Source organism: Epibacterium sp. MM17-32 (assembly GCF_022348205.1).
GTDB lineage: Bacteria > Pseudomonadota > Alphaproteobacteria > Rhodobacterales > Rhodobacteraceae > Epibacterium.
In genome coordinates this window covers 410,157-436,842 of record NZ_JAKRFC010000001.1, presented here as the reverse complement: position 1 = coordinate 436,842, position 26,686 = coordinate 410,157, and the positions used below count along the sequence as shown (strand labels likewise).

Sequence of the window (26,686 nt, the reverse complement as noted above, 5' to 3'; positions counted from 1 at the left end):
TCTCTGTGTGCTGAAGGTGAAACCCGTCGGGTGAAAGCATCACAGACCAGAGGGGCGCCCCCGTGCCGCAAGGCCGCGCGCCGCACCGATGGTGCGCAACACAAGCTGGATCATGCACAGTGGTTCCTGCATGCGCGGCCTCCCTTTGGATCAGGCTAGCCGGGGATTTGCGGGCGATTCTGTCTCGGCAACGACGCATGGCGCAAAAACGACAGGATTCTCGACCGTGCCGACCTCCGTCCCGGGGGGGCGATCAGGGGCGATCGGAAAAACCGCATCAAATTAAGAAAAACCCCGCAGAAGAACGCGACGCATGGGCCGGAAACCCGTCGGACACGGCCGTCGCGCGCGAGACTTGAACGAAGTGTTAAGCATAATGTGGGAGGCTCAAGACAAGGGAGACCAGCGCAAAACGATGCGTTTACTACCGGCGCCAGTGGCGCTGATCGAAAGGGCACCGCCATGGGGAACCATGTACCCACCCGCCACCGAAGTGGCCGCTTCCAACACCTCTGCGGGTGTCTGGTGCTCGCCTGTACACCCGCCACGGCGGGAGAGGCGGACAGCAACTGGTCGGGTAGGTTTCTGGGTGGTTTTGCCCTCTCGCAGCAGGCCATCGTCGCCGCACCTGTCATGCAGCCCGGCTTTGCCGCCCCGTTACCTGCGCCGCAGCCCTTGCCGTCGCCTCAGGCCGGCACGGCGGCTTCGCGCAGCGCCGGCACCGCGCGTCTGTGGCAACATGCGCCCGCCATCGACCTGTCGCTGTCGCCACAAGTGGGCGCACCGTCCCTTGCTCCTGCAGGCCAGAGCGGCCTGCACCTGCTTGCACCGCTCCCCGAGGGCGGCCCGGAGACCGGATTTGGCCTCGGGTGGGGCGTCGAGGTCTCGCCGCGGGTCTATGTGCAGGGCGGTGTTCTGGGCAGTGAGGATCCGGGCGGCAGCTACTCGCTCTCCCGGGAAAACCGCTATCTGTCGCTGAGCGCATCCTTCCGGTTCTGACCCGGTGCGGAGCTTGCCTTTGCAATCTGCGCGGGGCCCCAAAAGTCCATCCTTTCGACCAAAGACAGATCCGGACGGGATAAGGCTTGGCCAATGGGGATCGCTGTGCTATCGGAATGCCATGGCACGTATCGAAACCATCATTACCATTTGTATTGCCTGCTGATCTTCAGCGGGCTGGTTTCTGTCGTTCTCTTTCATGTGACAAGTTGCTAAGCCCGCGCTGCGCGCAGTGCGCATGCTGAGGTATGTGGGGGTCGCCCAAGCCGAGGTGTTGTCGAAGGAGCTGATATGACGACGATCAAATTGCACAACTCAAAGACCCGCAAAAAAGAGGTCTTTACCCCGATTGATCCGGACAATGTGCAGATGTACGTCTGTGGCCCCACGGTCTATGATCGGGCGCATCTGGGCAATGCACGGCCCGTGGTGGTGTTTGACGTGCTGTTCCGGCTGCTGCGCCATGTCTACGGCGCTGAGCATGTCACCTATGCGCGCAACTTCACCGATGTCGATGACAAGATCAACGCGCGCGCAGCCGAAAGCGGGCGCGAGATCGGCGAGATCACCGCGGAGACCACCCAGTGGTTTCTGGACGATATGGGCGCGCTTGGCGCGCTGGAGCCCACGCATATGCCGCGGGCGACGCAGTATATCCCGCAGATGATCGCGATGATCGAGGACCTGATCGCGCGGGGGCACGCCTATGCTGCCGAAGGCCATGTGCTGTTTGCCGTGGACTCCTGGCGCGAGGGCTACGGTCAGCTTTCGGGCCGCTCCGTTGACGACATGATCGCGGGGGCCCGGGTTGAGGTCGCACCTTACAAGAAAAACCCGATGGATTTTGTGCTCTGGAAGCCTTCTGATGCAGCGCAGCCGGGCTGGGACAGCCCCTGGGGGCGTGGGCGTCCGGGCTGGCATATCGAATGTTCCGCCATGAGCCATGATCTCTTGGGCGAGAGTTTTGACATTCACGGCGGTGGCAACGATCTGATGTTCCCGCACCATGAAAACGAGATCGCCCAGAGCTGCTGCGCCAACCCCGAAGGCGAGTTCGCGCGCTATTGGCTGCACAATGAGATGTTGCAGGTCGAGGGCAAGAAGATGTCCAAATCGCTGGGCAATTTCTTCACCGTGCGCGATCTGCTGGAGCAGGGCATTCCGGGCGAAGTGGTGCGGTTTGTGTTCCTGCAAACCCATTACCGCAAGCCGATGGACTGGACCGAGAAGAAGGCCGCCGAGGCGGAGGCGACGTTGCGCAAGTGGCGGGCGCTGACAGCGGGCATCGAGCCCGCCGCCACCGCTGCTGCCGCGGTCGTGGACGCACTGGCGGATGATCTCAATACCGCCGGGGCAATTGCCGAGATGCACAAGCTGGCAGCGGCTGGAGATGCGGCTGGTTTGCTGGCGGCGGGGCAGTTGGTGGGCCTCTTGAGTGATGAGATGGGTGACTGGGCCGCAGCGCCGTCGGTTGATCTCTCGGCGCATGAGGCGCGACTGTTCGCGGCGCGCCAGACGGCCATGGAAACCAAGGATTTTGCCGAGGTAGATCGCCTCAAATCGGCCTACACGGAGGCGGGGCTGGAGGTGCGCATGTCGAAAACCGGTGTGGAACTTGTGCCCGGCACAGGGTATGACGCGGCCAAGCTGGAGGGGCTGGAATGACGGAGCGGCTCTACCTCTATGACACCACCCTGCGCGACGGGCAGCAGACGCAGGGTGTGCAGTTCTCCACGTTAGAAAAAAAGCAGATCGCCCAAGCGCTTGACGACCTAGGTGTAGACTACATTGAGGGCGGCTGGCCCGGTGCCAACCCGACCGACAGCGCCTTTTTCGACGCGGCGCCCGAGACCCGCGCGACGCTGACAGCCTTTGGCATGACCAAGCGGGCAGGGCGCTCGGCAGAGAATGACGATGTGCTGGCGGCGGTGATGAACGCGGGCACCAAGAGCGTCTGTCTGGTGGGCAAGTCGCATGACTACCACGTGACTGCGGCGCTGGGGATCACACTTGAAGAGAACCTCGACAATATCGCCCAGTCGGTGGCGCATATCGCGGCGCAGGGGCGCGAGGCGCTGTTTGATGCCGAGCATTTCTTTGACGGCTACAAGGCCAACCCAGACTATGCGCTGGCGGCCTGTCGCGCGGCGCTCGATGCGGGCGCGCGTTGGGTTGTGCTGTGCGACACCAATGGCGGGACGCTGCCGCATGAGGTTCATCGCATCGTATCCGAGGTGATCGCTGCGGGACTGCCGGGCGATCATCTCGGCATTCACACCCATAACGACACCGAAAATGCAGTTGCCTGTTCGCTGGCGGCGGTGGATGCGGGCGTGCGCCAGATTCAAGGCACGCTCAACGGTCTGGGCGAGCGCTGCGGCAATGCCAACCTCACCACCCTGATCCCTACGCTTTTGCTGAAGGAACCCTATGCCAGCGCGTATGAGACCGGCGTGCCGCAAGGGGCGCTGGCGCAGCTGACCAAGGTGAGCCGGATGCTGGATGAGATCCTCAACCGGGTGCCGCAAAAGCAGGCAGCCTATGTGGGGGCCTCGGCCTTTGCGCATAAGGCGGGGCTGCATGCGAGTGCGATCCTCAAGGACCCCTCGACCTACGAGCATATTGACCCCGCGCTGGTGGGCAACGGCCGCGTTATCCCGATGTCCAATCAGGCGGGGCAGTCGAACCTGCGCCGTCGTCTGGCAGAGGCGGGCCTGACGGTCGAAAAGGGCGACCCCGCGCTTGGCCGGATTCTGGAGCGGGTGAAGGAACGCGAAACCGAAGGCTATTCCTACGACACCGCGCAGGCGTCCTTTGAGCTGCTGGCGCGCGAAGAACTGGGCCAGATGCCGCAGTTCTTTGAAGTCAAGCGCTACAAGGTCACCGTGGAGCGACGCAAGAACAAGTACAACCGGATGGTGAGCCTGTCCGAGGCCGTGGTGGTGGTCAAGGTCGACGGAGAAAAGCTGCTCTCCGTCAGTGAATCCCTCGACGAGACCGGCAGCGACCGTGGCCCGGTGAACGCCTTGGCCAAAGCGCTGCGCAAGGATTTGGGGCGCTATTCCAAGGTGTTGGACGACATGCGGCTGGTCGACTTTAAGGTGCGTATCACCCAGGGCGGCACCGAGGCTGTGACTCGCGTCATCATCGACAGCGAAGACGGCAAGGGGCGGCGCTGGTCCACTGTTGGCGTCAGTCCGAACATATTGGATGCGTCTTTTGACGCGCTGCTCGATGCAATGAACTGGAAGCTGCTGCGCGATGCGGCCGAGGCGGCGGATGCAGTTTGACGATGACCTGATCGCCTGCGCCGAGGCGGTTCAGAAGGGCGATCCGGATCGTTTTCTGGCCGCAATGGCCGCCCCTGTCGAGGCGCGGCCGCTGCTGTTTGCGCTCTACGCCTTTAACATCGAGATGTCGCGTGCCCCCTGGGCCAGTCAGGAGAGCATGATCGCCGAGATGCGGGTGCAGTGGTGGCGCGATGTCGGTGCGGAGATTGCGTCCGGCGGCCAGGTGCGCCGGCATTATGTGGCGACACCATTGGCGCGGCTGGTCAACCATGAGGCCGCGCAGGTGATTGACGCAATGGCCGAGGCGCGGCGTTGGGACATCTACCGCGATCCGTTTGAGGATGAGGCAGCCTTTGACACCTATATCGATGCCACCTCGGGCGGTCTGATGTGGATGGCAGCTGCCTCGCTGGGGCCAGCGGACGAAGGTGTTGTGCGCGACTATGCCTATGCGGCGGGGCTTGCGGCCTATCTGCGTGCCATCCCGGAGCTTGAGGCCCAGAAACGGGTGCCGCTGTTGGATGGCACCAACGCCGGGCTGATCCAACTGGCGGAACGGGGATTGGACCGGCTTGCCGCTGCCAGACGAGGGCGGCAGGCGATCTCCTCTGCGGCAAGCAGTGCCTTGCTGCCCGGCTGGCAGGCGGGTGCCATATTGCGACAGGTCCGGGCAGAACCTGCGCGGGTGGCGGCAGGCGCGCTTGGCCTGAGCGAGTTTCGCAGGCGGGTCTCGCTGATGTGGCAGGCGGGCACCGGGCGCTGGTAGCGCGCCACGGTGCAGCCCGCGATCAGGCGGTGGCGGATTTGGGTTTCAGCACCAGCCAGATCAAGGCACCGCCCGCCAGCACCAGGAAGGGGGCCATGGCCATATTGACGGCGGCCCAACCCTCGACCGGATTGCCGCCCGAGCAGTTCATCAATCCACCGGATGCAACGGAGGCGACGGTCACACCGCCAAAGACCAGCAGGTCGTTGAGACCCTGCATCCGACCGCGCTCATGCGCCTCATGCGCGCCGGCAAGCATGGTGGTCGCGCCGATAAAGCCGAAGTTCCAGCCAACGCCCAGAAGGATCAGCGCGATAAAGAAGTTGCCCAGATCCACGCCCTGCAACGCGACAGCGCCAGCACCTGCGAGGATCACCAACCCGGCGCCAACGACCTTTTCCACGCCGAAACGCGCAATCAGATGCCCGGTAAAGAACGACGGCACATACATCGCCAGAACATGCGAGGTGACCACATCCGCAGCGGTGTTCTGGCTGAACCCACAGCCGACAACCGCCAACGGCGTGGACGTCATCACCAGGTTCATCAGCGCATAAGACACCATGGCGCAGATCACTGCCACGGCGATCGTCGGTGTTTTCAGCAGCTCCCAACGGCTGCGCCCCATGGGGGCGTCTTCCTTCGGTGCGGGCGGGCGCGGAATGCGCAGGAAGGCAAAGAGGCCGACACCCAGCACGTTCACTGCGATCACCGCCAAATAGGTGCCAAGGAAGGGAATGACGAACGCATCGCTGGTGGCCTTGACCAGCTGCGGGCCAACAATCGCCGACAACAGGCCCCCGGCCATCACATAGGAAATCGCCTTGGGGCGAAAGCTGTCAGATGCGGTATCGGCGGCGGCAAAGCGGTAGAATCCTTGCGCGCTCATATAGATACCAGTCAGGGCGCTGCCCACCAGAAACACCGGGAACGAGCCAAGGTAGAGACCATAGCCGCCGATCAGCCCCCCCAGCGCACCGCCGGTGGCGCCTATGGCAAAACCGGCGCGGCGTCCGTACCGCTGCATGATCGCCGAGATCGGTGTGGCCGAGAGCATCGAGCCTGCAACGATCAGCGAAATCGGTAGGGTCGCCAGACAGGGGTTGGTCGCCAGGGATTGACCGGCCAGTCCGCCCACGATGAAGATCATCGGCATCTGCGCGCCCAGAAAGGCCTGCGCGAGCACAAGAATCAGAACATTGCGCTTTGCAATATGGTCGTCGGGGGCGGGAGCGGTCATAGTCATGGCAATGGCGTAGCCCTGAACAGGTGAAGGAACAAGCAGCGTGCAGTGCACCAATACAATTTTCGCGCGGGGCACCAGATGACGGTTGGCCGCATCATCGAGACCCCGGCCTGCGTGGCTGAAGGCGCCGCGTGGCTCTCTGCGCAGGATCCACGCTTTGCCGATGCGCTGAGACTCACGGGGCCGCTGCCGCTCCGGCGCAAGCCCGATGGGTTTGCGCAGCTTCTGAGCGCCATTGTCAGCCAGCAGGTCTCGGTGGCGTCGGCCAATGCGATCTGGAACCGCCTGCGCGCGGCGAAACTGACCGGGCCGCGCAAGATCCTCTGGGCCAGTGATGAGGATCTGCGCGCGGCGGGCCTGAGCCGCCAGAAGATCCGGTATGCCCGCGCATTGGCGGAGGCGCGCATAGATTTCAAGTCCTTACGGGATGCTCCTACAGCAGATGTGGTGGCGGAACTGACACAGGTTTCGGGCATCGGCATCTGGACGGCCGAGATCTACGCGATGTTCTCCCTTGGCCGCGCGGATGTCTTCGCGCCCGGCGATCTGGCCCTGCAGGAAAGCGCGCGGCTGTTGTTTGACCTGCCGGAGCGCCCCAAAGAGCGTGCCCTGCGCGACATGGCCGCGGCGTGGTCGCCGTGGCGGTCGGTTGCGGCGCGGCTTTTGTGGGCCTATTACCATGTGGCAAAGGACAGGGAAGGGATCCGATGACTCGCGTTTTGACTGCCGGCCGCAAAGAGCCGCTCTCCGGTGACACCCGCTCGGCCGTGGTGTTTTTGCATGGCTATGGGGCCAATGGGGCGGATCTCCTTGGTCTCGCTGACCCGCTTGCCGAACATCTGCCGGACACTTTGTTTGTCGCCCCCGATGCGCCCGAGGCCTGCGCCGGTGCGCCGATGGGGTTCCAGTGGTTCCCGATCCCTTGGATTGACGGCTCGTCTGAAGAAGAATCCATGCGCGGCATGATGGCAGCGGTGGATGACCTCAACGCGTTTCTGGATGCTTTCATGGTGGATGAGGATCTGCTGCCGGAGCAGGTGGTTCTGCTGGGTTTCTCGCAAGGCACGATGATGGCGCTGCATGTGGCTCCGCGTCGCGAAGACCCCGTGGCGGGGATCGTGGCGTTTTCCGGTCGTCTGCTGTCGCCGGACACCTTCAGCGATGAGGTCGTAAGCCGGATGCCGGTACTGCTGGTGCATGGGGACGAGGACGACGTGGTGCCGCCGCAATCGCTGCCGCAGGCTGCCGAAGCCCTGCAAGAAGCGGGCTTTCAGGATGTGTTCGCCCATGTGATGAAGGGCACCGGCCACGGGATCGCGCCCGATGGGCTGAGCGTGGCGCTGGCCTTCATGCGCGACAAACTGAGCCTGTGACGCGCGGTCAGCGCTGTTCCTTCAGGACGATCTGAGACTGAGCCCGCTCGATGAGCGGGCTCTTTGCGATCTGGTCGTTGAGTTGCGTCAGCGCATCGGTATCCGCAACCGCAACCATCGCCATCGCGTCCCATTCCCCCGCCAGTGACGCCACATAAGTAATGCCCGGCGCAGCCGCCAACCACTCCAGCGCCGGCGCACAGGGGCGCGTTGCAAATCGCAACAGGATCATCGCCCGCAACGGCGCGGCCGACTCGGTGACGGCAACGTGGTAGCCGGTGATGAGGTTCTGATCCTCCATCGCCCGAATTCGGTCCTGCACCGCCTGACGCGAGAGATTCACCGCACGCCCGATGGCGGCGGTGCTCTGCCGGGCGTTGCGGGTGAGCTCTGCCAGAATGCGTCGGTTTGTCGGGTCCAGATCCACGGTTCAGGTCCTCTTGCGGTTCCCCGGAGCAAAGCGGCGAAACGCCGGTTTCTTCCGGCGGTCTGCGGGCTGTTCGTGCGTCGTTTGATGTCAGATCATGCGCATAATCAGAACGGAGCGAAAGATGAAACTGATTTCACCGCAAGAGTTTACCGCCTCGCGCGCCTGGGAGGCCCTGGACATCGAACGATTTACCGGAGCGACCACGGTGCGGCTGCACTGGACGGATCAGCCCTATGTCTGGCACGTCAATGACGGGGCCGAGGTCTTTGTGGTCCTGAAGGGCGCGGTCGACATGCATGTGCGCGAGAACGGCCAAGTAGAGGTGCACGCCCTGTCCGAGGGGGATATTATCCACGCAGAGGTGGGCGATGAGCATGTGGCGCATCCGCGCGGGGCGGCGCGGGTCCTGGTGATCGAGGCCGAGGGCAGTATCTGAGCGGATCAGCCGTCGCGGCGCTGTCGGGGTTTGCGGGCAGATGTCGCACCGGCGCGCCGTTTTGCAGCATGTTTGCGGTTGGGTTTAGCGGCGGGTTTTGGCGGGCCGGGCACGCGCGGTGGGTCCAGGTCCTGCCATTTGCCCTGCGCCAGCCCCTCCAGTGTCCAAGCGCCAATGGCGTAGCGGATCAGCCGCAAGGTTGGATGCCCGACGGCGGCTGTCATGCGCCGGACCTGCCGGTTCTTGCCTTCGGTGATCTTCAACTCGAGCCACGCGGTGGGCACGGATTTGCGTTCCCGGATCGGCGGCGTGCGGGCCCAGAGCTGAGCAGGCTCATTGATCAGGCGTGCCTTGGCAGGGCGGGTCATTCCGTCTTTTAGTTCAACCCCTTGGCGGAGTAAGTTCAGAGCGTCCTCATCGGGGATACCCTCGACCTGCACCCAATAGGTTTTTTCCAGCTTGTGCTTGGGGTCGCTGATCCAGGCCTGCAGACGGCCATTGTCGGTGAGCAGCATCAACCCTTCACTGTTGCGGTCCAGACGCCCGGCGGGATAGACGCCGGGGCAATCGACATAGTCGCTCAGCGTGGCGCGCGGACTGCCTTCGCTGCCGCGATCAGTGAACTGCGGCAGCACATCAAAGGGTTTGTTGAAACGGATCAAGCGGCTCATGGGGTTGGCTCTACGGGCAGGCGAGCCGTGGTGCAAGCCTGTGCAGATGCCGCGCTGCGGAATGCCTGTTTTGCGGGCTGTGGATAACTGTCACGCTGCTGTAACGGAATCATCCTATCTCACACGACATCTGGTGGCGCTTTGGGGCTTGTCAGGCTCCGGCCACGATATATAGTTAATCTCAAGCTGGGGCGGGTTCCCCGCTCTGGTGCCGATACGAGGCAAGCAGGGCGAGGAAGACGTTGATGGACGGAGACTTCAGGACAGAATTCGTAAGGGAGCCGGGGGCTCTGAAACAACATCCAGCGCTGGTGTTGAACGCGGATTATCGTCCTTTGTCATACTACCCCTTGTCACTCTGGCCATGGCAGGACGCCGTCAAAGCCGCTTGGCTCGACCGGGTTGCCATCGTGGCCGAGTATGACGAGGTTGTGCGCAGTCCCAGCACCGAAATTCGAATACCGTCGGTCGTGGTACTGAAGGATTTTGTCAAACCCCAAAAGCGCGTGGCCTTCACGCGCTTTAATTTATTCTTGCGGGACGAATTCTGCTGTCAGTATTGCGGGGCCAAGGGCGATCTGACCTTTGACCACGTGGTACCACGCGCGGCGGGCGGCGTGACCAGCTGGGAAAATGTGGTGGCGGCCTGTTCGCGCTGCAATCTCAAGAAAGGCTCCAAGCCTTTGCACCGTGCGGGCATGTCCCTGCGCAAGCCCCCGCGCCGTCCCGGGGCGGAGGAACTGCGCAATACGGGCCGCAAGTTCCCGCCCGGCTACCTGCATGAAAGCTGGATGGACTATCTTTATTGGGACAGTGAACTGGAAGCCTGAAGTCTTTGGTTTAAAATCAAAAGCGCGCCCCGAGAGGCGCGCTTTCTGCGTCAGACCTTGGCGCGTTGCACCATGCCAAAGAGGTCACGCGGATCATCCGGATCTGCCAGCATGTCGAGATCGATGAAGTAATCCGTGCCCTTGATGCGGTCGCGAATGTAGCGCAGGGCCGAGAAATCCTCGATCGCAAAGCCGACACTGTCAAAAAGCGTGATTTGACGATCACCGGTCCGGCCCGGTTTGTGACCGGAGATCACTTCCCAGAGTTCCGTCACGGCGAAGTCCTCGGGCATCTGCTGGATCTCGCCCTCGACGCGGGTTTGCGGCGGATATTCCACAAACACGTCAGACCGGTTGAGGATGCCGGGCGCAAGCTCTGTCTTGCCGGGGCAGTCGCCGCCGATGGCGTTGATATGCACTCCGCTGCCGACCATGTTGTCGGTCAGGATGGTGGCATATTGCTTGTCCGCGGTGCAGGTGGTGAGGATCTGTGCGCCCTCGATCGCCTCTTCCGGGGTTTTGCAGATGGTCACATCCACCCCAAGCCCCGCAAGGTTCTGCGCGCATTTCTCGGTTGCCGCCGGGTCCTTGTCATAAAGGCGCACGGCCTTGAGACCGATGATCGCCTTCATCGCCAGCGTCTGAAATTCCGACTGTGCGCCATTGCCGATCATCGCCATGGTATCCGCGCCCTTGGGGGCGAGATGCTTGGCCACCATGGCCGAGGTCGCGGCGGTGCGCAGGGCGGTGAGGATGGTCATCTCTGTCAGCAGCACCGGATAGCCGGTATAGACATCGGCGAGCAGACCAAAGGCCGTCACGGTCTGCAGCCCCTCGGAGGTGTTCTTGGGGTGGCCGTTGACGTATTTGAACCCGTAAGCCTCGCCATCAGAAGTGGGCATCAGCTCGATCACACCGACGTCGGAGTGACTGGCGACACGGGGGGTCTTGTCAAACAGCTCCCAGCGTTTGAAATCGGCCTCGATATAGTCGGCCAGACTGCGCATCACATCCTCGATGCCGACATGATGAATGAGGCGCATCATGTTGTCTACGCTGACAAAAGGAACAAGGGCCTTATCGGAAGGTTGGGTCATTGCATGGTCCTTTGACGGGGGCTGAGGTGAATGCCGGCGAGCATGCAGCGCACTGACCCACCGGCCGTTTCAAGTGTGGGAATGGAGAGCGGCAGCAGCTCTGCCGAGCGTTCGATCACCGCCCGCTGGTCCGGGGTCAGTGCCTGTGCCGCGCGGGCGGACAGCGCCAGCACGCGCCGGTGCCCGGTCAGTTCGAAGGTATTGCCGAGAAAGTTCTGGATCTGCGCGGCGGACAGGTCGATGACGCTGCGCCCGCTTTCTTCGAGCCGCTGCCTGACCTCGGCGCGGCGGGTGGCGTCGCGGATCATGTCCAGGCAGATCAGCGCGTAGTCGGTGCCGATGCCCATCAGGACATTGGTGTGATACACGTCGCGCCCCTGATCGTCGCAGGCTTCGAACACCATCGGTTCATAGTTGAAATGGGTGCAGAACCGCTCCAGCAGCACCGGATCGGCGCGGTTTGATTTGACCGTATAGGCAATGCGCCCGATGTGATCGAGCACCATGGCGCCGGTGCCTTCGAGCGACAGAGCGTCCTGTTCCAGGCCGGAATAATCGATCACGTCCTGAACGCGGTACTCCCGCTTCAGCATCTCGATCACGTCCCAGCGCCGCTCTCGGCGCCGGTTGGCCGCAAACATCGGGTAGACCGCCACATGACCACCGGCGTGGGTGGAGAACCAGTTGTTGGGAAAGACGGAATCCGGGGTGTCGCGGCTGGTGTCCTCGAACACATGGACCGTTACGCCTGCGTCGCGCAGCGCAGCGACCGCGCCGTCGAACTCGGCGATCGCGCGGGCGCTGATGGTGTCGGCATTGGCATCGGCCTGCGCCTGAAACGCATTGTCCCCTCGGGTTTCCGGGTTCGAGGTAAAGTGATGCGGTCGCACCATGACGACTGCCGCAGGAGCCTGAAGCATGCTCATGCGTTGTAGCTCCGGGTTGGGCGGTCAAACACGCGCCGCCCCATGGCAGAGGCACAAAGATCGACCATCAGATGCGCGGTGCGGCCACGCTCATCCAGGAAGGGGTTCAGCTCCACCAGATCCATCGAGGTCATCAGGCCGCTGTCATGCAGGATTTCGCAGACCAGATGACCCTCGCGCACGGTGGCGCCGCCTGGAACAGTGGTGCCAACCGCAGGTGCGACGGCGGGGTCGAGGAAATCCACATCTAGCGAGACATGCAGCATGCCGTTCTGGGCGGCGACCTTTTCCAGAAAGGCGCTCAGCGGGCGGGCGATGCCGTTCTCATCGATATCGCGCATGTCGTGGCGGTGAATGCCGACCTTCTCCATGGCGTCGCGTTCTGCGGTGTCGACGGACCGCAGACCGATCATGCAGACATTTTCCGGCGGCACCGGGTTCGGCACCGGCGGGAAGCCCTCAAACGGTGCCTGACCGGTGAAATAGCGCACCGGGCAGCCATGCAGGTTGCCGGAATCGGTGCTGTCCAGCGAGTGATAGTCGCTATGGGCATCGAGCCAGAGCACAAACAGCGGGCGCCCTTGGGTTGTGGCGTGGTTGGCAACACCGCGAACGGTGCCCAATGCCAGAGCGTGATCGCCGCCGAGGAAAATCGGCATGCCGCGCGCCATGGCGGCTTCTGCGGCTTCGGACAGGCTCTCGGTCCAGGCGCGGGTCAGATTAGGCTCGTGCAGGGGGCCACTGCCATCATCGGGGGCATGCGGGGCAGGTGTGACATTGCCGATATCCTCGACCGTGTGGCCGAGGCTTTCGAGAGCGGGGGCGAGCCCGGCAGTGCGATAGGCATCCGGGCCCATCAGGCAGCCGGTGCGGCGCTTGCCGCTGTCGACGGGCGCGCCGACGAGAATACAGTGTCGAGAGGACATCCGAAATCTCCTTGATTGTGGGTCACTTTGATATTTCTCCGTTTTGAGGTGGAAAACAGAGAGCAAATTGACCATAAGGAGAAGAGACAACGCAAAACGGACGTAGATTATGGACAAAACGGATGAACGCCTGATCTCGGCACTGCGCCATGACGCGCGGGCCTCGCTCTCCGATCTGGCCATGCAGTTGGAACTGTCGCGCACCACGGTGCGCACCCGGATCGAGCGGCTTCAGTCGCGCGGTGATATCCTGGGGTTCACGGTGGTGCTGAAGGAGGACGTGCTGCGCGATCCGGTCCGCGGGCTGATGATGATCGGCATCGAGGGGCGCGGGGCGTCGCGGATCACGCGCCAGCTTCAGGGGCTGCCCGAGGTGCGTGCGATACACACCACCAACGGGCGCTGGGACCTGATCGTGGAGCTGGGGACCGAAACGCTGGAAACCCTCGACGAGGCGCTGGCCAAGATCCGCATGTTCGACGGGGTGGTGTCCAGCGAAACCAATCTGCTGCTGGCCACCAAGAAAGACAGTCGCGCTTGACCGTCAGCGCGCCTGACCGTCAGCGCGCGTGACGGGCTGCCGCGACCCAAATCGCGGCCAGCCCCAGCGAGATCACCGCGTTCCATCCGGCCATGGACAGGCCGAACATCTCCCACGGGATGTCGTCACAGCGCACCAGCGGCGCCGACATGATCTGCGACATCAGTTCATCCGCGCTGAGACCGTCGATCGCGCCCGAGGTGCAGGTGGTCGGACCTTCCCACCAGCCCTGTTCGACGCCGGCGTGAAACGCGCCGATCGCAGCCGTCGTCAGGGCCGCCAAAGCCCCCAGGTAGGGCAGCACCGCACCGGGGATCAGAACCGCAAGAACGCCGAGTCCAACCGCCGCCCCATGCGGGTAGCGTTGCCAGATGCACATCTTGCAGGGGACAAGCTCGCCAATGTACTGAAACCCGAAAGCGCCAAGCAGCAGCGCGGCGGACCCTCCGGCGGCGATCAGGATGAGAAAACGGCTGAATGTCATAGATACCTCAGTGCAAGAAAGCCGCCCAACAGCAGCAGGCAGAAGACGGTGAACACCAGCCCCAGACGCTTTTCAATGAAATCGCGCACCGGGGCGCCGAATTGCCACAACAGACCCGCCACGAGAAAGAACCGCAGCGCCCGCGCCAGGATCGACGTGGCGACGAAAGTGGCGATCGGCATGCCGGTCCAACCGGACATGATGGTGATGACCTTGTAGGGGAAGGGCGTGACCCCGGCGATCAGCACGGCCCAGAAGCCGAAATCGTTGAACCGGGTATTAAACTCGGCCATCTTGTCGGCCTTGCCCATTGCTTCGAGCACCGGCAGGCCGATCCCCTCGTAGAAGAACGCCCCGATCACATAGCCCAGCAGCCCCCCGGCCACCGAAGCCGCAAGCGCCACAAGCGCAATCAGCCAGGCGCGGGACGGGCGCGCCAGGATCATCGGGATCATCAACACGTCGGGCGGTATGGGAAACACGGAGCTTTCGACAAAGGCGACAATCGCCAGCCACCACAGCGCATGCGGGTGGTCCGCCAGGGCCATGGTCCGATCATAAAGAGGGCGCAACATGTCAGAGGGCAATGTCCTTGATGGAAAAGTCCCGGCTGACGTTGCATGCAGGCGCCCGGGGGTCAACTCAACTGTTTGCGACAGCGCTGAATTGGTCAATTTTCTGCGCCTGTGCCCACATTTGGCTCTGGACCTCGGGCAAAAGCAGCGCTAGGACACGCAGCAGGCCCAAGTGGCGGAATGGTAGACGCAGGGGATTCAAAATCCCCCGCTGGTGACAGCGTGCCGGTTCGAGTCCGGCCTTGGGTACCATCGCAAAGCACTGTTTTGCTTGAGAAAGCCGCTGGTTGCGAAACCGGCGGCTTTTCTCGTGGAGGCGGTGACGTCAGAGAAAATCGTCGTCGTCATCCTCGGGGAGGAAATACCACCTCAGCCCAAGACCGATCAGGGCCACGGTGCCCAGGATCAGCAGCAAAGCAAGGGCGTGCGACGCGCTCATGCCATGACCAGCCCCCGGCGCATCAGGACTCGCGCGCCGGGCCGTAGCCGGCAAAGGCCGCCAGCACCTCGGCCATTTCCGCGTCGCTCAGGATATGCGGCGTGCCGATGGAGAGGCTTGCGATATAGCTCTTGGCGAGGGCTTCCAGCTCGCCCATGCGCCACATCGCCTTCTCGAGCGTCTCGCCGCAGACAACGGCGCCGTGATTGGCCATCAGACAGGCAGAGCGCTCCCGCATGGCCGCGGTGATACTGTCCGAGAGCGCGTCGGAGCCGAACAACGCATACTCCGCCAAAGGCACGTCGGTGCCGCCGAACGCAGCCACCATATAGTGGCAGGCCGGTATGCTCTGGCGGTTCATGGCCAATGCACAGCAATGAACCGGATGGGCGTGCACCACCGCCTTCATCTCGGGTTTGGCAACCAGCAGGGCACGGTGAAAGGGCCATTCCGTCGAGGGTTTCATCTGCCCGGGCGCTGCCTGCTGAGTTGGGTCCAGTGGCAGGCGTACGATCAGGTCAGGGGTGAGCCCCTCGTAGGGAACGCCGGACGGGGTGATCAGAAAATCCGCGCCGACGCGCACCGAAATATTGCCGGAGGTGCCCTGGTTGACGCCGCTTTGGTTCAACGCGCGGCAGGCCTCGATCATTGCTTCGCGGGTCTCGAAGCTGTCGCCATAGATGGTCATGGGCACGCATCCCCTTGTTGCTGTCTCCGCTACATAGCGTTTTTACGCGCGCGGCACAAAGCCTTGCGCCAGACCGCAGGGCGCTGGAAAAAGTCGCACACGCCGCGACGGAACCTGCGGGCTGCTGCGTGAGACCAGATGAGACGCAGGTTGTTTCAAAGTTTTGCCGCTCCCGACTGGTGGGACGGCGCGCAGCCCGCTAATCAGATTATTGTGAACAGGCAATTGGCACCAAGGAGGAACGAATATGGCAGTAGAAGCAGGAAGTTGGGCGAAGGAATGGGAACGCGCCAAGACGGCGTTCGAAAAGAACACGAAATCCAAAAAGCCGAGCGATGCCTTTATCAAGGCGATCCAGAAGACAAAGCTGTCCACCAATTTCAAGGCGATGGACAAGGCGTTCACCGACTATCGCAATGGGGCGCGCGATAGGAAGGATCCGTTGGACAAGCAGCTGAAGGCGCTCGAAGATCTGGACAAGGCGCTGTCCTCTGCCAAGAAAGCCTGCGCGGCCTATGTCAAGGTTCTGGACACGGCGTGGAAGGACGAGCTGAAAAAAACCGGCTCCAAGATGAAGCTCGACAGCCTCAACGTGCTGGAGAAGGACCTCGAAGCGATCATCGTCAGCGGTGAAGCGCAGCTCAACATGAACAAGCAGATCGTCGGCAAGCGCGGCAAGGAAATGACCGATGCGGTGCGATCCCTGAATGTTCTGGGAAAAAACCTCGACGCGACCCTGAAAAAAGGCGCGCTGTTTGTGGCGCAGAACCAGCGCAACTCAAACGGCGACGAAACCGAAGCGTTGAAGTTCTTTTCCGAGAACATTCTGAAAGCGGCGCGCGACATCAACCAGAATGTCGGCAATATCGCCAAGCTCTATCCAAAGAGCAGCACCGAGAACAAGACCGGCGAGGCCATATTCAAGGCCATGGCGGACTGGGCGTCCAAGGGGGCCAGCGCACCGGATGTGAAGGCGATGAAAACCGTGAAAGACATGCTGGATCTCAATCAGAAGATGTCGACGCGGATCAAGGCGATTGCCTCCTGGCGCAAGAAACTCGGCCCGCCGCCTGCAACCGTTTGACCCGGAGGCTGTGGGACCCACGCCCGCACCGCGGGCGATGATCTTGCCAATGGGCCGGCGACGTCGCAGTCGCCGGCCTTGTTATTGCTGCACGTTACTCTGCACCGGGATCAGAGACGCGTGCCGCGCTCGGGGTGGAAAAAGTGGACGCGATCCTGGGGCAGGGTGATCGGCTGCGGGCCGACCTGAGCCTGTTCGTCCTTGCCGATGCTGATCGAGAACGCCTGTCCGCCCAGCTGACCATGCAGCAGCCGGTTTGCGCCCAGCTCCTCGATGATCTGCACATCGAGCACCACAGAGCCGTCGCCGCCCAGACGCACATCCTCGGGCCGGTATCCGACAAGCACCTCATCCGTTGCCACAGCAGGCGGGGTGAGGGGCAGTTTCGTCTCGCCCCCGACTTGCAGCTGACCGGAGACCAGCGCCGCCGTCATCAGGTTCATCGGCGGCGCGCCCATGAATCCGGCCACAAAGGTCGAGGCAGGGCGTTCGTAGATTTCGGTCGGGGTGCCGATCTGCTCCACGCGCCCGGCATTCAGCACGATGATGCGGTCCGCCATTGTCATCGCCTCGACCTGATCGTGGGTGACATAGACCGAGGTCACCCCAAGCCGCTGCTGCAACGCCCGGATTTCGATCCGCATCTGGTTGCGCAGCTTGGCGTCCAAATTCGACAGCGGCTCGTCAAACAGGAACAGCTCCGGATCGCGCACGATGGCGCGCCCCATGGCGACGCGCTGGCGCTGCCCGCCCGACAGCTGGCTCGGCCGACGATCAAGATAGTCGCCGAGGTTCAGAATACGCGCGGCCTCTTGCACCTTGGCGTCAATCTCGGCCTTGGAGGCGCCGCGGTTCTTCAGCCCGTAGCCCATGTTTTTTGCAACGCTCATATGGGGATAGAGCGCGTAGTTCTGAAAGACCATCGCGATGTTGCGATCTGCCGGGTCCTTGTCGTTGACCACATCCGTGCCAATCGAGAGCGCCCCATCGGTGATGTCCTCAAGCCCTGCGATCATGCGCAACAAAGTGGATTTCCCGCAGCCCGAGGGGCCGACCAGCACCACCAGCTCACCATCAGGGATCTCGACAGAGCAGGGTTGCACGGCTTCAAAGCCGTTGGGATAGGTCTTGCGGACACGGTCCAGTGTTACCTGTGCCATAGGTTCAGTTCCTTATTTATCGGATTCCGTCAGGCCCTTGACGAACCAGCTCTGGAAGAAAATGACGATGAGGACAGGCGGGATCATGGCGATCAGAGAGAGCGCCAGCGCCTTGCCGTATTCGGGGATCATCGCGCCGGTCTGGCTCAGCACCTGCACGATCTGCTTGATGCCGCGCACCAGGGTGAACATGCCCTCATCGGTGGTGATCAGCGTCGGCCAGAGGTACTGGTTCCAGCCATAGACAAACATGATGATGAAGATCGCCGCGATCATGGTGCGGCTCAGCGGCACCAGAATGTCGATGAAGAACTTGATCGGCCCGGCGCCGTCAATGCGCGCGGCCTCCACCAGCTCTTCGGGGATCGAGCGGAAGAACTGACGGAAGAAGAACGTGCCGGTGGCAGAGGCGATCAGCGGGACAATCAGCCCGGTGTAGGTATTGGCGAGGCCAAGGCTCTGGATCGCCTCGTAAGAGGGCAGGATGCGCACCTCCAGCGGCAGCAGCAGCGTGGTAAAGATGATCCAGAAGGCAAAGGTCGCAAACCGCAGCCGGAAATACACGATGGCATAGGCCGCCATCATGGAAATTACGATCTTGCCGATCGCAAAGCCAAAGCCGAGGATCAGCGAGTTCATCAGCATCCGGGTGCCGGTGATCGCCTTGCTGAACCCGGCGGCCTCGAACATCGCAGCGTCAAAATTCTCCAGCATCTGGCCTTCAAAGCCGAACTGGAGCCCGTTGCGCACGATGTCCGCGTCCTCGAAGCTGGTGGTCATCAGCACCAGGAACACCGGAAACACCATGAAGAACGCGCCCGTGCACAGGATCGCGTGGTCAAACACCTGCGACCAGCGAAAGCGTTTGGAGCGGCGTGGACGCACCGGGGTGGCGATGCTGGCCTGTGTCATATCTGTCATGATCCGACCCTCCTCAGGTGTAGTGAATCCGGCGTTCGATCAGCCGGAACTGGAAAACGGTGAGCAGTAGCACCAGCACCATCAGGATCACCGATTGTGCAGAGGACCCGCCGAGATCATTGCCGCGGAACCCATCGACAAAGACCTTGTAGACCAGTGTCACCGGGTTGTTGCCGGGCTCCGACCGCACCAGCGTGTCGATGATCCCGAAGGTGTCGAACAGCGCATAGGTGATATTGATGATCAGCAGGAAGAACGCGGTCGGCGCGAGCAGGGGAAAGGTCACGTCCCAGAAGCGCCCCGAGGCGGAGCGGTTGTCGATCAATGCGGCCTCGCGCACGGATTTCGGGATCGATTGCAGCCCCGAGAGAAAGAAAATGAAATTGACCGGGATCTGCTTCCACACTGCCACGATCACCATTGCGGTGGCGGTGGAGTTGTAATCCGCACCCAGGCGGAAATCCCAGCCCAGCGCCTGAAACATCTCGGTCATCGGACCATTGCGCTGATCAAAGAACATCAGCCCCAGGAACCCCGCCACCGGCGGGGCGATCGCGTAGACCCACATCAGCAGCGTGCGATAGGACTTTGCGCCCTTGATGACCTTGTCCGCCTTCACCGCCAGCAGCAGGGCGATCGCCAGCGAGAAGAACGTCACCAGCGCGGTATAGATCACGGTGAAACGCGCCACCTTGCCATATTCGGAGTTGGCCATCAGGTCGGTGTAGTTCTCGACCCCGACAAAGGTTGAACCAAACCCAAACGGGTCCTGAAGGTAGAATGACGACTGCACCGCCCAGGCGGCTGGCCAGTAGAAGAAGATCGCAATGATCATCAACTGCGGCAGCAACAGCGCTACGGGCAGCCAGACAGTGGTGAATCCGGCACGTTTCATGAGGGGTCTTCCATCGGCAAAAGAAAATGGGGCAACCCGCGCGGATGACGCGGATTGCCCCGGATATGAGAGAGCTTAGCCCTGGGTCTTGGCAAAGCGCGCCAGCAGGTCGTTGGCTTCTTTCTCGATGTTGTTGAAGGCGTCTTCGACCGAGGTCTCGCCGGTCAGGATGCGGCCATATTCGCGGTTCATCACGTCACGGATCTGGACGTAGAAGCCCATGCGGTAGCCTTTGGTGTTGTCGCCACCGGGCAGGGACAGCTGCTGGATGCCAACTTCGGCCGCCGGGAAACGGTCATAGTGGCCGTCTGCCTTGGCTTGCTCATAGGCTGCTTCGGTGATCGGAACGTAGCCGGTTTCCTTGTGCCAGAAATACTGCACGTCGGAGGAGGTCAGGAACTCGAAGAACTTGGCGGTGGCTTCGTTTTCCTCGGCGTCGTGACCGGACATGGCAAACAGCGATGCGCCGCCGATGAAGGTCTGCTTGGGCTCGGTGGTCACACCTTCCCAATAGGGCAGGTAGGTGGCGGAGAACTCAAAGCCGAGATCCTTGGACATCAGCCCGCCGAAGGAGCCGGAGGAGCCGAGCCAGATGGCGACATCGCCGTCCTCGAAGGGCTGCTGGTTGTCGCCCCAACCGGTGCCATACCATTCAAAGAAGCCGTTTTCCTTCCACTCGGTCAGAGCGGTGAAATGCGCCTTGATGGCGTCGTTGTTGACGAGGATCTCGGTGCCTTCTGCGCCTTCATAGCCGTTGTCGTTGGTGGCAAACGGCAGGTTGTGGCGGCTATGGAAGTTCTCGGTAAAGATCCAGGGCAGGTGCGACTGGCTCAGGCCGATGTAGCCGGCGTCCTTCAGGGCGGGCGCGGTCACGGTCTGGAACTCTTCCCATGTCTTGGGGGCGGAGACGCCTGCTTTTTCCAGCGCGTCCACGTTGAAATACATGATCGGCGAGGAGGAGTTGAACGGCATGCCGATCATCTTGCCATCGCTGTCGGCGTAGAAGTAGCGCACGCCGGAGATGTAGTCGTTGATGTCGAAGTTGACGCCATTGTCGGTCAGCAGGTCCTGAACCGGGATGGTCGCGCCCTTGGCACCGATCACGGTGGCGGCACCGGCGTCGAACACCTGCATGATGTTGGGCTGCTCGCCAGCGCGGAAGGCGGCGATACCGGCGGTCAGGGTCTCTTCATAGGAGCCTTTGAACACCGGTGTGATCTTGTAGTCGTCCTGGGACGCGTTGAAGTCTTCGGCGATCTTGTTGACGGTCTCGCCCAGCTGGCCGCCCATCGCGTGCCACAGGGTGATTTCGGTTTCGGCAAAGGCCGCGGTGGCGGTGATGGCAGCGGCGACGTTCAGCGCTGCGATTTTCCAGATTGTCATCGACATCTCCAAGTCTGTTACCCCGGGAACGGGGTGAATTCACTGTTTCGGACGCCGGGATGCTGCCAGTATTTTGAAATATCTATATGACAGCGTGGCCCCCGTTTTCGCGCCCCCTGATCCATTCCCGCAGCCCGGTTTGAGACCGGAAAGCGGGGCTGGACGTGAGTCCGCGAACACGTGTGCTCAGCTACAAGTCTTTGATAACCTTTTTATGACACAGAACTATTTCCGGACGTCAGCTTTGAAGTCAGGCCGCGGAGCTGACGGTTCCGGGTTTCCATGCCTTGGGGGCATTCACCTTGACAGGCTCTGCCCCCTTTGGAATTTTGCGCGCACAGCGTGGGGGCGGGGACAGTATGGGAAAAATTGCAAGGCGGTGCGCCCGTCTATGGGCAACATGGCTGACCGCCGTGATCGTGGTCGCGGCCCCCGCCCGGGCCGAGGATTTCATTACCATCGGCACCGGCTCTGTCTCCGGTCTGTATTACCCGATGGGCACGGCAATCTGCCGGTTGCTGAACAAGGATCGCCGCCGTCACGGCATTCGCTGCACGGCAGAGGTGACCAATGGATCGGTGGCGAATCTCCAGGCGCTACGCCGGGGCGAACTGGATTTTGCGATCGTCCAGTCCGACTGGCAGGCCCAGGCTGTCGCGGGCACGCCGCTGCTGGCAAACGGGGTTCCGTTCTCGGATCTGCGGGCGCTGTTCTCGCTCCACGGAGAGGTGTTCACCGTGGTGGCGCGGGTCGATGCGGATATCCACAGTTTTTCGGACCTGCGCGGCAAACGGGTCAATATCGGCAATCCCGGATCTGGTCAGCGGGCCACCATGGAGGGGTTGATGGCGGTGCTCGGCTGGAGCAGGGACAGTTTTGCCGAAGTGCATGAATTGCCGGCCGAAACCCAGTCCGAAGCGCTGTGTGCAGATGAAATCGATGCGATGGTGTTCACGGTCGGCCATCCCTCCGCCTCGGTCGAAGCCGCAACCACCGCCTGCGATTCCCTGCTGGTCCCGGTGAATGATCCGCAGATCCGCGCCATCGTGTCGAGCAGCCCGTTCTATGATTTTGCCCAGATCCCGGCCCATCTCTATCGCGGCAATCCCGAGGTGGTGCATTCCTTTGGCTTTGCGGCGACGCTGGTGACCACGCGGCAGCAGAAGCTGAAGGTCGTGCATGAAATGGTGCGCAGCGTCTTCTCCAATCTCGACACGCTTCGCCGTGCCCATCCCGCCTTTGGGGCGCTCAACGCGGCCAGCATGGTGGAGGATTACCAGACCGCTCCGCTGCATCGCGCGGCGCGCGCCTACTACCGCTTTGACGGTCTGCTGGAGCGCAGCTCCCCCTGATCCGGGGCGCGCCGACCCTAGTCGTAGCCGGTCATTTCAAGATAGCCCCGCCCCTGATGCGACCCCGAGACCTCTACCGGCCCCTCCCAATAGGGAAACACGGTGCCCATCCAGGCGTTTGGGTTCAGTGCGCGCACCTCCACCGCGAGATCCCGCTCGGGCAGCGAAACACGCCAGCTGGTCGGGACCTGCCGCCCCGCGACCGCGCTCCAGCCCAGGGGCTCAGCCGCGAGTGACCCAGGCGCCAGCGGGATGGTGGTCCCGTCTGCTTCAATCCAGGTGCCGGAGCTGAAATCCCCGCTGTCGCTGCGCAGCACAAACCCCATCAGCTTGTCGCCGCCATCAAGGTGGAGAGAGAACCAGTCCCAGCCGGATTGATCCGCCGCCAGGGGCTGGCTTGACCATTCCCGATCCAGCCAGGCTTTGCCGGTGACCTCCAGATCCCCCTGCGGCAACCGTACGGTACCACTCACCCGGTAGCCGGGCTGGGCGTAGTAGTAGCTTGCCTGCCCCTGTGCCGATTTCACCGAATAACCGGCCTCTCCATGCAGGACCAGCGGCCCCTCCGCACGCAGGAAGAGATCATAGCCGAACTCCTCGCCACGCGCTTGCAGGCTCAGACCGTCGAGCGTGTTATCCATTGAGGTCATCGCCCAGTCATCGATCCAGGCCTCAAACGGATCAAGCGACACGCCCGCCTGTCCAATCCCGCCGCGCGCCAGGCGCTCCGCATAGTAATGCTGCTGTTGCGTCGTCACGGCGGCGTGCCCCATCCAGACCTGCGGGCTGTTCCAGCCGGGGGCGGTTCCAGGGGCCAGTGCGGATCTGAACAGGGTCCATTGCACCCCAAGCTGCGCGCCGCTTGCGGTTTCAAGCGTTGCGGTGAGATACCACCATTCGATCCGGTAATCGGGATGGGCCGCGTGATCGGCGGGAAATTCCAGGCTCTGCCCCGGAGTGGGAACCGTAAACCCCTCTGCCTGGGTGCCAAGCCCGGCATAGCCTTGCGCCGCGACCACGGTCGGCGCGACCCCAACGAGGACGCCAAGCACAAGGGCGCAGGTCCGGACAACAGCATTAGCGATCATGTGAGAACACCCCCAGAAGACGGGCCGGAGACAGCCGCAGCAGACGCGTCGCCGGTCCCAGCGCCGCCACCGCCGCCGCCAGGAGCGTCAGGGCGAACAGCCGCAGCCAGTCGTCGGGGAACAAGGTCATCGGCACGCGCCATCCAAAGGCCTCCAGGTTGATATGGGCCAGCAGGATCCAGGCCAGCAGCAGCCCCAGCGGCAACGCCAGCAGGAAGGTTCCCGCCGCAAAGCCGAGGCTGCGCAGCACTTCGCACAGTGCCAGCTGACGACGGGTGACCCCCATTGCCCACAGCGGTGACAGCTGCGGCAGGCGTCGGCTCCATTGACTGAGAAAACTGGTCAGCATGGCAAAGCCGGCAACGGCCAGAGTCAGCACATTCAGTGCGCCGGTCACCACGAAAGTACGATCAAAGATCGCCGTCGAAGTTGCCCGGATCGCGTCGCGTCGGATCACGGCACCGGGCGGCAGGGCGAGCGCGGCGCGCAGCTCCTGCGCCAGATCCTCGATGGCTGTGTCCGCCGGTGCCACCAATCCGATCTGCGACAGGGTCATCGGCATATCGCGATCACGCATGGCGTCGATCGACATGTAAGCCTGCCCATCCGGGTTGCCATAGTCGGCATAGACACCGGCAACTCGGGCGCTCCAACCCGGCGCCAGTTCAACCACCGCTCCGGGGGACAGCCCCTGTCGATGTGCCAGTTGTTCGTTGATCAGGATCTCCCCCTGATCGAACAGGCGGGTCCAGACGTCAGGCTGGCTGCGCAAAAGGGGCCACTCTTCGGCGTATCTCGGATCATCGGTGATCCCGAACAGCCGCAGGGGCGCATTGCCGCTGCGGCTGTCGATCTGGTAGCGGGGCAGGGCGCGCACGCCCGCCTGCTGCGCCCAACGCATCAGCTCCGCCTCCATCGTTTCCGTTTCGGGCTGCACATAAAGGTCGGCCAGCAGCCGCTGGTCGATCCAGTCGACGAAGGTCAGCCGGAAGCTGGACACCATGGTTCCAACGCCTATATTGGTGGCTACCGCGAGACACAGCGCCATCAGCGAGAGCGACAGCCCCGGCAATTGCAGGCGGCTGTCGGCGATCAGCCAGGCGCGCAGCGGGCTGTCTGGCCCGGTTGGAATCAGGTGGCTGGCCGCATGCAGGAGCGCCGGCAACAGCAGCGCCGCGCCAACCATAAGACCCGCCAGCCAGACAAACCCGGTCAGAAGCCCGGGCCAGATCCCCCCGATCAACGTCCCGAGGCCCATGAGCACGAGCCCCCCTGCCGCCAGGCGCAGCCAGTGGTGCGCGCCGCGTCTGGCCCCGCTCACGGGCGATTGCGACAGGCTGCGCGCCATGCGGCGCAGCGCCAAAAAGGCCTGAGTGCCCGCCAGCAATGTGCCGCCAACCGACATGGCCAGCCCGGACAGAACCCACCCCGGGCGCAGGGTCAGTTCACCGTCCACCGGCGCCCCATAGAGGCCGCGAAGCGTGGCGGTGACATCCGGCAGCAGCAGCCCGGCCAGACCGTAGCCGATGACGAGGCCGATCAGCCCTGCGACCAAGGCAAACACCACCAGCTCGATCGCCAGCGCCAGCATCAGCTGCGACAGCGGCACGCCGAGACAGCGCAGGGTCTGGATCTGGCCCCGGCGCTGTTCCAGCCCAAGCGTCACGCTGCCCTGCACGATGAACAGACCCACCGCAAACGACAGCAACCCAAAGGCCGAGAGATTGAGGTGAAAACTGCGGGTCAGCCGCTGCGGATCCCCGGCAACCCCGTCCTGCACACGCCCGACGCGCAGACTGGGGGCAAGCTCCGCAAGCGGTGTCAGGCCCATGGGTTGCTGCGGCAATATCAAAAGCCGCGTCAGCGCGTCCGGCCGGTCGAGCAGGGTTGCGACCAGCGCCAGATCGCCGATCACCACATCCGGCGGCAGATGCGGCAGCGGCAGCAGGCGATAGCCGCTGCCCTCCAGATCCGGCAGACGATCGGGGTGCGCAAACAGGGTCTCGCGTTGCATCACCGTCGCAAAGGGAGGCGCATCGGGGTCGGCTTCGGCCTCTGCCGCCACCATCGCCGCTGTCACCGGGTGGCTCAACACATCCACTCCCATCAGCGTGACCGGCCTGCGACCCGGCGACCAGCGCCCCTCCAGCACCGGCGACAGCTGCCAACCGGCGCGCCGTAGGCTGACATAGGTGGCAAGCGGGATGCGCCCGTCCGGAGCGGTCAGCGCGGGCAGTTGCGCACTGCCGAGCTGTTCCACGGCCCGCGCATAAGAGGCCCGCGCCTCGCCATTGATTGCCTGCACCGCCGACCACAGCGCCGTGGCCAGTGCCAGACCCGCGATCATCAAGCCCAGTTGCAACGGCATCCGCCGCCAATGGCGCAACAGCGTGGCCAATGTCAGCCTCATGCGCAGGCGCCCTCGGTTATTTGCCCGCCGCTGAGGTGCAGGTGGCGTTGACACCGGGCGGCAATTTGCTGCGAATGGGTGACCAGCAACAAGGCGCTGCCCGCCTCGCTCACCAGCTCCAGCATCAGCCGCAGCACTTCCTCGCTGGCGTATTCGTCGAGGTTTCCGGTCGGTTCATCCGCCAGCAGCACATCCGGGCGCAGGGCCAGCGCCCGGGCGATCGCCACGCGTTGCTGCTGCCCGCCGGAGATCTGTTCCGGGTAGCGCCGCATCAGGTCCGCCAGTCCCATCCGCTCGGCCAGGTGGTTGGTCCACTCCGCCTCATGGCATTTGCCAAGGCGGGCATGCAGCGCGATATTCTCGGCCACGGTCAGCGCCGGTATCAGATTGAAATGCTGGAACACCAAGGCGATCCGGCGCCGCCGCACGGCGGAGGCGGTGCGATCATCCAGCCTGCTGATGTCCGCGCCATCGAGCAGGATCTGCCCCGCATCGGGCTGGTCCAGCGCGGCCAGCATGTGCAGCAACGTGGATTTACCGGAGCCGCTCTCTCCGGTCAGCGCCACGCTCTCGCCGCGATCCAGCTCGAACCCGGCGCCCTGCAGCACGGCCCTGGTCTGCCCCGGGTATCGGCGTGTCAGGTCCTGAACGCGCAAAAGCAAAAGAAAGCCCCTTG

General features: G+C 63.0%; 27 protein-coding genes and 1 tRNA gene. 12 read left to right on the top strand and 16 right to left on the bottom strand.

Going from position 1 to position 26,686, the window contains the following annotated elements:
- Positions 1–462: 462 nt before the first annotated feature.
- From MHM88_RS02120 to MHM88_RS02105, 4 genes are all read left to right on the top strand, one after another.
- Positions 463–999 carry a hypothetical protein gene (locus MHM88_RS02120; RefSeq protein ID WP_239359482.1) on the top strand — a complete coding sequence of 179 codons (537 nt, stop codon included), beginning with the start codon at positions 463–465 and terminating at the stop codon, positions 997–999.
- Positions 1,000–1,290: 291 nt separating this feature from the next.
- On the top strand, positions 1,291–2,664 hold the full coding sequence (gene cysS, locus MHM88_RS02115; RefSeq protein WP_239359480.1) for a cysteine--tRNA ligase: 1,374 nt from the start codon (positions 1,291–1,293) through the stop codon (positions 2,662–2,664).
- A complete protein-coding gene (cimA, locus tag MHM88_RS02110; protein WP_239359477.1) occupies positions 2,661–4,289 on the top strand; it encodes a citramalate synthase in 1,629 nt (542 codons plus the stop codon). Before cysS ends, cimA begins: the two co-directional genes overlap by 4 nt.
- Positions 4,279–5,055, top strand: a complete 777-nt coding sequence (locus MHM88_RS02105; RefSeq protein ID WP_239359475.1) for a squalene/phytoene synthase family protein — start codon at positions 4,279–4,281, stop codon at positions 5,053–5,055. The genes cimA and MHM88_RS02105 overlap by 11 nt, the downstream gene beginning before the upstream one ends.
- Positions 5,056–5,077: 22 nt before the next feature.
- Here MHM88_RS02105 and MHM88_RS02100 read toward each other — a convergent pair whose 3' ends face one another.
- Positions 5,078–6,301 (bottom strand): MFS transporter, encoded by a 1,224-nt coding sequence (locus tag MHM88_RS02100; RefSeq protein ID WP_239359473.1) that lies wholly within the window; start codon positions 6,299–6,301, stop codon positions 5,078–5,080.
- Positions 6,302–6,379: 78 nt separating this feature from the next.
- Between MHM88_RS02100 and MHM88_RS02095 the strand changes: the two genes are divergently transcribed.
- Entirely contained in the window at positions 6,380–7,012 is a 633-nt protein-coding gene (locus MHM88_RS02095; RefSeq protein ID WP_239359795.1) for a DNA-3-methyladenine glycosylase, read from the top strand.
- Positions 7,009–7,674, top strand: coding sequence for an alpha/beta hydrolase (locus MHM88_RS02090; protein WP_005659799.1), 666 nt, complete (start codon positions 7,009–7,011; stop codon positions 7,672–7,674). Before MHM88_RS02095 ends, MHM88_RS02090 begins: the two co-directional genes overlap by 4 nt.
- A gap of 7 nt (positions 7,675–7,681) precedes the next feature.
- Here the strand turns inward: MHM88_RS02090 and MHM88_RS02085 are convergent, their stop codons facing one another.
- Positions 7,682–8,101, bottom strand: a complete 420-nt coding sequence (locus MHM88_RS02085; RefSeq protein WP_239359471.1) for an Lrp/AsnC family transcriptional regulator — start codon at positions 8,099–8,101, stop codon at positions 7,682–7,684.
- Positions 8,102–8,225: 124 nt separating this feature from the next.
- Between MHM88_RS02085 and MHM88_RS02080 the strand changes: the two genes are divergently transcribed.
- A complete protein-coding gene (locus MHM88_RS02080; protein WP_239359469.1) occupies positions 8,226–8,540 on the top strand; it encodes a cupin in 315 nt (104 codons plus the stop codon).
- 5 nt (positions 8,541–8,545) lie between these two features.
- On the opposite strand, the gene MHM88_RS02075 is transcribed toward MHM88_RS02080, so the two are convergent.
- Positions 8,546–9,211, bottom strand: a complete 666-nt coding sequence (locus tag MHM88_RS02075; protein ID WP_239359467.1) for a pseudouridine synthase — start codon at positions 9,209–9,211, stop codon at positions 8,546–8,548.
- Between the two features lie 245 nt (positions 9,212–9,456).
- Here MHM88_RS02075 and MHM88_RS02070 point away from each other — a divergent pair, with 245 nt between their 5' ends.
- Positions 9,457–10,041, top strand: a complete 585-nt coding sequence (locus MHM88_RS02070; protein WP_239359465.1) for an HNH endonuclease — start codon at positions 9,457–9,459, stop codon at positions 10,039–10,041.
- 50 nt (positions 10,042–10,091) lie between these two features.
- Here the strand turns inward: MHM88_RS02070 and MHM88_RS02065 are convergent, their stop codons facing one another.
- Genes MHM88_RS02065 through rocF form a run of 3 tightly spaced genes read right to left on the bottom strand, consistent with a single transcriptional unit; the run spans position 10,092 to position 12,990 of the window.
- Entirely contained in the window at positions 10,092–11,138 is a 1,047-nt protein-coding gene (locus tag MHM88_RS02065) for an ornithine cyclodeaminase (RefSeq protein WP_239359463.1), read from the bottom strand.
- Entirely contained in the window at positions 11,135–12,064 is a 930-nt protein-coding gene (gene ctlX / locus MHM88_RS02060) for a citrulline utilization hydrolase CtlX (RefSeq protein WP_239359462.1), read from the bottom strand. Before ctlX ends, MHM88_RS02065 begins: the two co-directional genes overlap by 4 nt.
- Positions 12,061–12,990, bottom strand: coding sequence for an arginase (rocF, locus tag MHM88_RS02055; protein ID WP_239359461.1), 930 nt, complete (start codon positions 12,988–12,990; stop codon positions 12,061–12,063). Before rocF ends, ctlX begins: the two co-directional genes overlap by 4 nt.
- Before the next feature lie 109 nt (positions 12,991–13,099).
- Here rocF and MHM88_RS02050 point away from each other — a divergent pair, with 109 nt between their 5' ends.
- The gene (locus MHM88_RS02050) at positions 13,100–13,531 is read left to right on the top strand and encodes an Lrp/AsnC family transcriptional regulator (protein WP_239320041.1); all 432 of its coding nucleotides are present in this window, start codon (positions 13,100–13,102) and stop codon (positions 13,529–13,531) included.
- A gap of 19 nt (positions 13,532–13,550) precedes the next feature.
- Here the strand turns inward: MHM88_RS02050 and MHM88_RS02045 are convergent, their stop codons facing one another.
- Both MHM88_RS02045 and MHM88_RS02040 read right to left on the bottom strand, forming a co-directional pair.
- Entirely contained in the window at positions 13,551–14,015 is a 465-nt protein-coding gene (locus MHM88_RS02045) for a disulfide bond formation protein B (RefSeq protein WP_239359460.1), read from the bottom strand.
- Positions 14,012–14,590, bottom strand: a complete 579-nt coding sequence (locus MHM88_RS02040; protein ID WP_239320044.1) for a YqaA family protein — start codon at positions 14,588–14,590, stop codon at positions 14,012–14,014. Before MHM88_RS02040 ends, MHM88_RS02045 begins: the two co-directional genes overlap by 4 nt.
- A gap of 166 nt (positions 14,591–14,756) precedes the next feature.
- Here MHM88_RS02040 and MHM88_RS02035 point away from each other — a divergent pair.
- Positions 14,757–14,842, top strand: a tRNA-Leu gene (locus tag MHM88_RS02035).
- A 209-nt stretch (positions 14,843–15,051) separates the two neighbouring features.
- Here MHM88_RS02035 and MHM88_RS02030 read toward each other — a convergent pair.
- Positions 15,052–15,717 (bottom strand): class II aldolase/adducin family protein, encoded by a 666-nt coding sequence (locus MHM88_RS02030; protein WP_239359459.1) that lies wholly within the window; start codon positions 15,715–15,717, stop codon positions 15,052–15,054.
- Between the two features lie 247 nt (positions 15,718–15,964).
- On the opposite strand from MHM88_RS02030, the gene MHM88_RS02025 reads away from it, so the two are divergent.
- Positions 15,965–16,801 carry a hypothetical protein gene (locus tag MHM88_RS02025; protein ID WP_239359454.1) on the top strand — a complete coding sequence of 279 codons (837 nt, stop codon included), beginning with the start codon at positions 15,965–15,967 and terminating at the stop codon, positions 16,799–16,801.
- A gap of 110 nt (positions 16,802–16,911) precedes the next feature.
- Here the strand turns inward: MHM88_RS02025 and ugpC are convergent, their stop codons facing one another.
- The 4 genes from ugpC to MHM88_RS02005 form a co-directional block, all read right to left on the bottom strand.
- Entirely contained in the window at positions 16,912–17,961 is a 1,050-nt protein-coding gene (gene ugpC / locus MHM88_RS02020; protein WP_239320051.1) for a sn-glycerol-3-phosphate ABC transporter ATP-binding protein UgpC, read from the bottom strand.
- 12 nt (positions 17,962–17,973) lie between these two features.
- On the bottom strand, positions 17,974–18,882 hold the full coding sequence (locus MHM88_RS02015; protein ID WP_239359452.1) for an ABC transporter permease subunit: 909 nt from the start codon (positions 18,880–18,882) through the stop codon (positions 17,974–17,976).
- Between the two features lie 13 nt (positions 18,883–18,895).
- The gene (locus MHM88_RS02010; RefSeq protein ID WP_239359450.1) at positions 18,896–19,777 is read right to left on the bottom strand and encodes an ABC transporter permease subunit; all 882 of its coding nucleotides are present in this window, start codon (positions 19,775–19,777) and stop codon (positions 18,896–18,898) included.
- A gap of 75 nt (positions 19,778–19,852) precedes the next feature.
- Positions 19,853–21,160, bottom strand: coding sequence for an extracellular solute-binding protein (locus tag MHM88_RS02005; RefSeq protein WP_239320059.1), 1,308 nt, complete (start codon positions 21,158–21,160; stop codon positions 19,853–19,855).
- A gap of 359 nt (positions 21,161–21,519) precedes the next feature.
- Here MHM88_RS02005 and MHM88_RS02000 point away from each other — a divergent pair, with 359 nt between their 5' ends.
- A complete protein-coding gene (locus MHM88_RS02000; RefSeq protein ID WP_239359448.1) occupies positions 21,520–22,512 on the top strand; it encodes a TAXI family TRAP transporter solute-binding subunit in 993 nt (330 codons plus the stop codon).
- Between the two features lie 17 nt (positions 22,513–22,529).
- Here MHM88_RS02000 and MHM88_RS01995 read toward each other — a convergent pair whose 3' ends face one another.
- The 3 genes from MHM88_RS01995 to MHM88_RS01985 are packed head-to-tail and all read right to left on the bottom strand — an operon-like array spanning position 22,530 to position 26,672.
- A complete protein-coding gene (locus MHM88_RS01995; protein ID WP_239359446.1) occupies positions 22,530–23,600 on the bottom strand; it encodes a lipocalin-like domain-containing protein in 1,071 nt (356 codons plus the stop codon).
- The gene (locus MHM88_RS01990; protein WP_239359444.1) at positions 23,590–26,010 is read right to left on the bottom strand and encodes an ABC transporter permease; all 2,421 of its coding nucleotides are present in this window, start codon (positions 26,008–26,010) and stop codon (positions 23,590–23,592) included. Before MHM88_RS01990 ends, MHM88_RS01995 begins: the two co-directional genes overlap by 11 nt.
- The gene (locus MHM88_RS01985) at positions 26,007–26,672 is read right to left on the bottom strand and encodes an ABC transporter ATP-binding protein (RefSeq protein ID WP_239359442.1); all 666 of its coding nucleotides are present in this window, start codon (positions 26,670–26,672) and stop codon (positions 26,007–26,009) included. Before MHM88_RS01985 ends, MHM88_RS01990 begins: the two co-directional genes overlap by 4 nt.
- Positions 26,673–26,686: the final 14 nt, after the last annotated feature.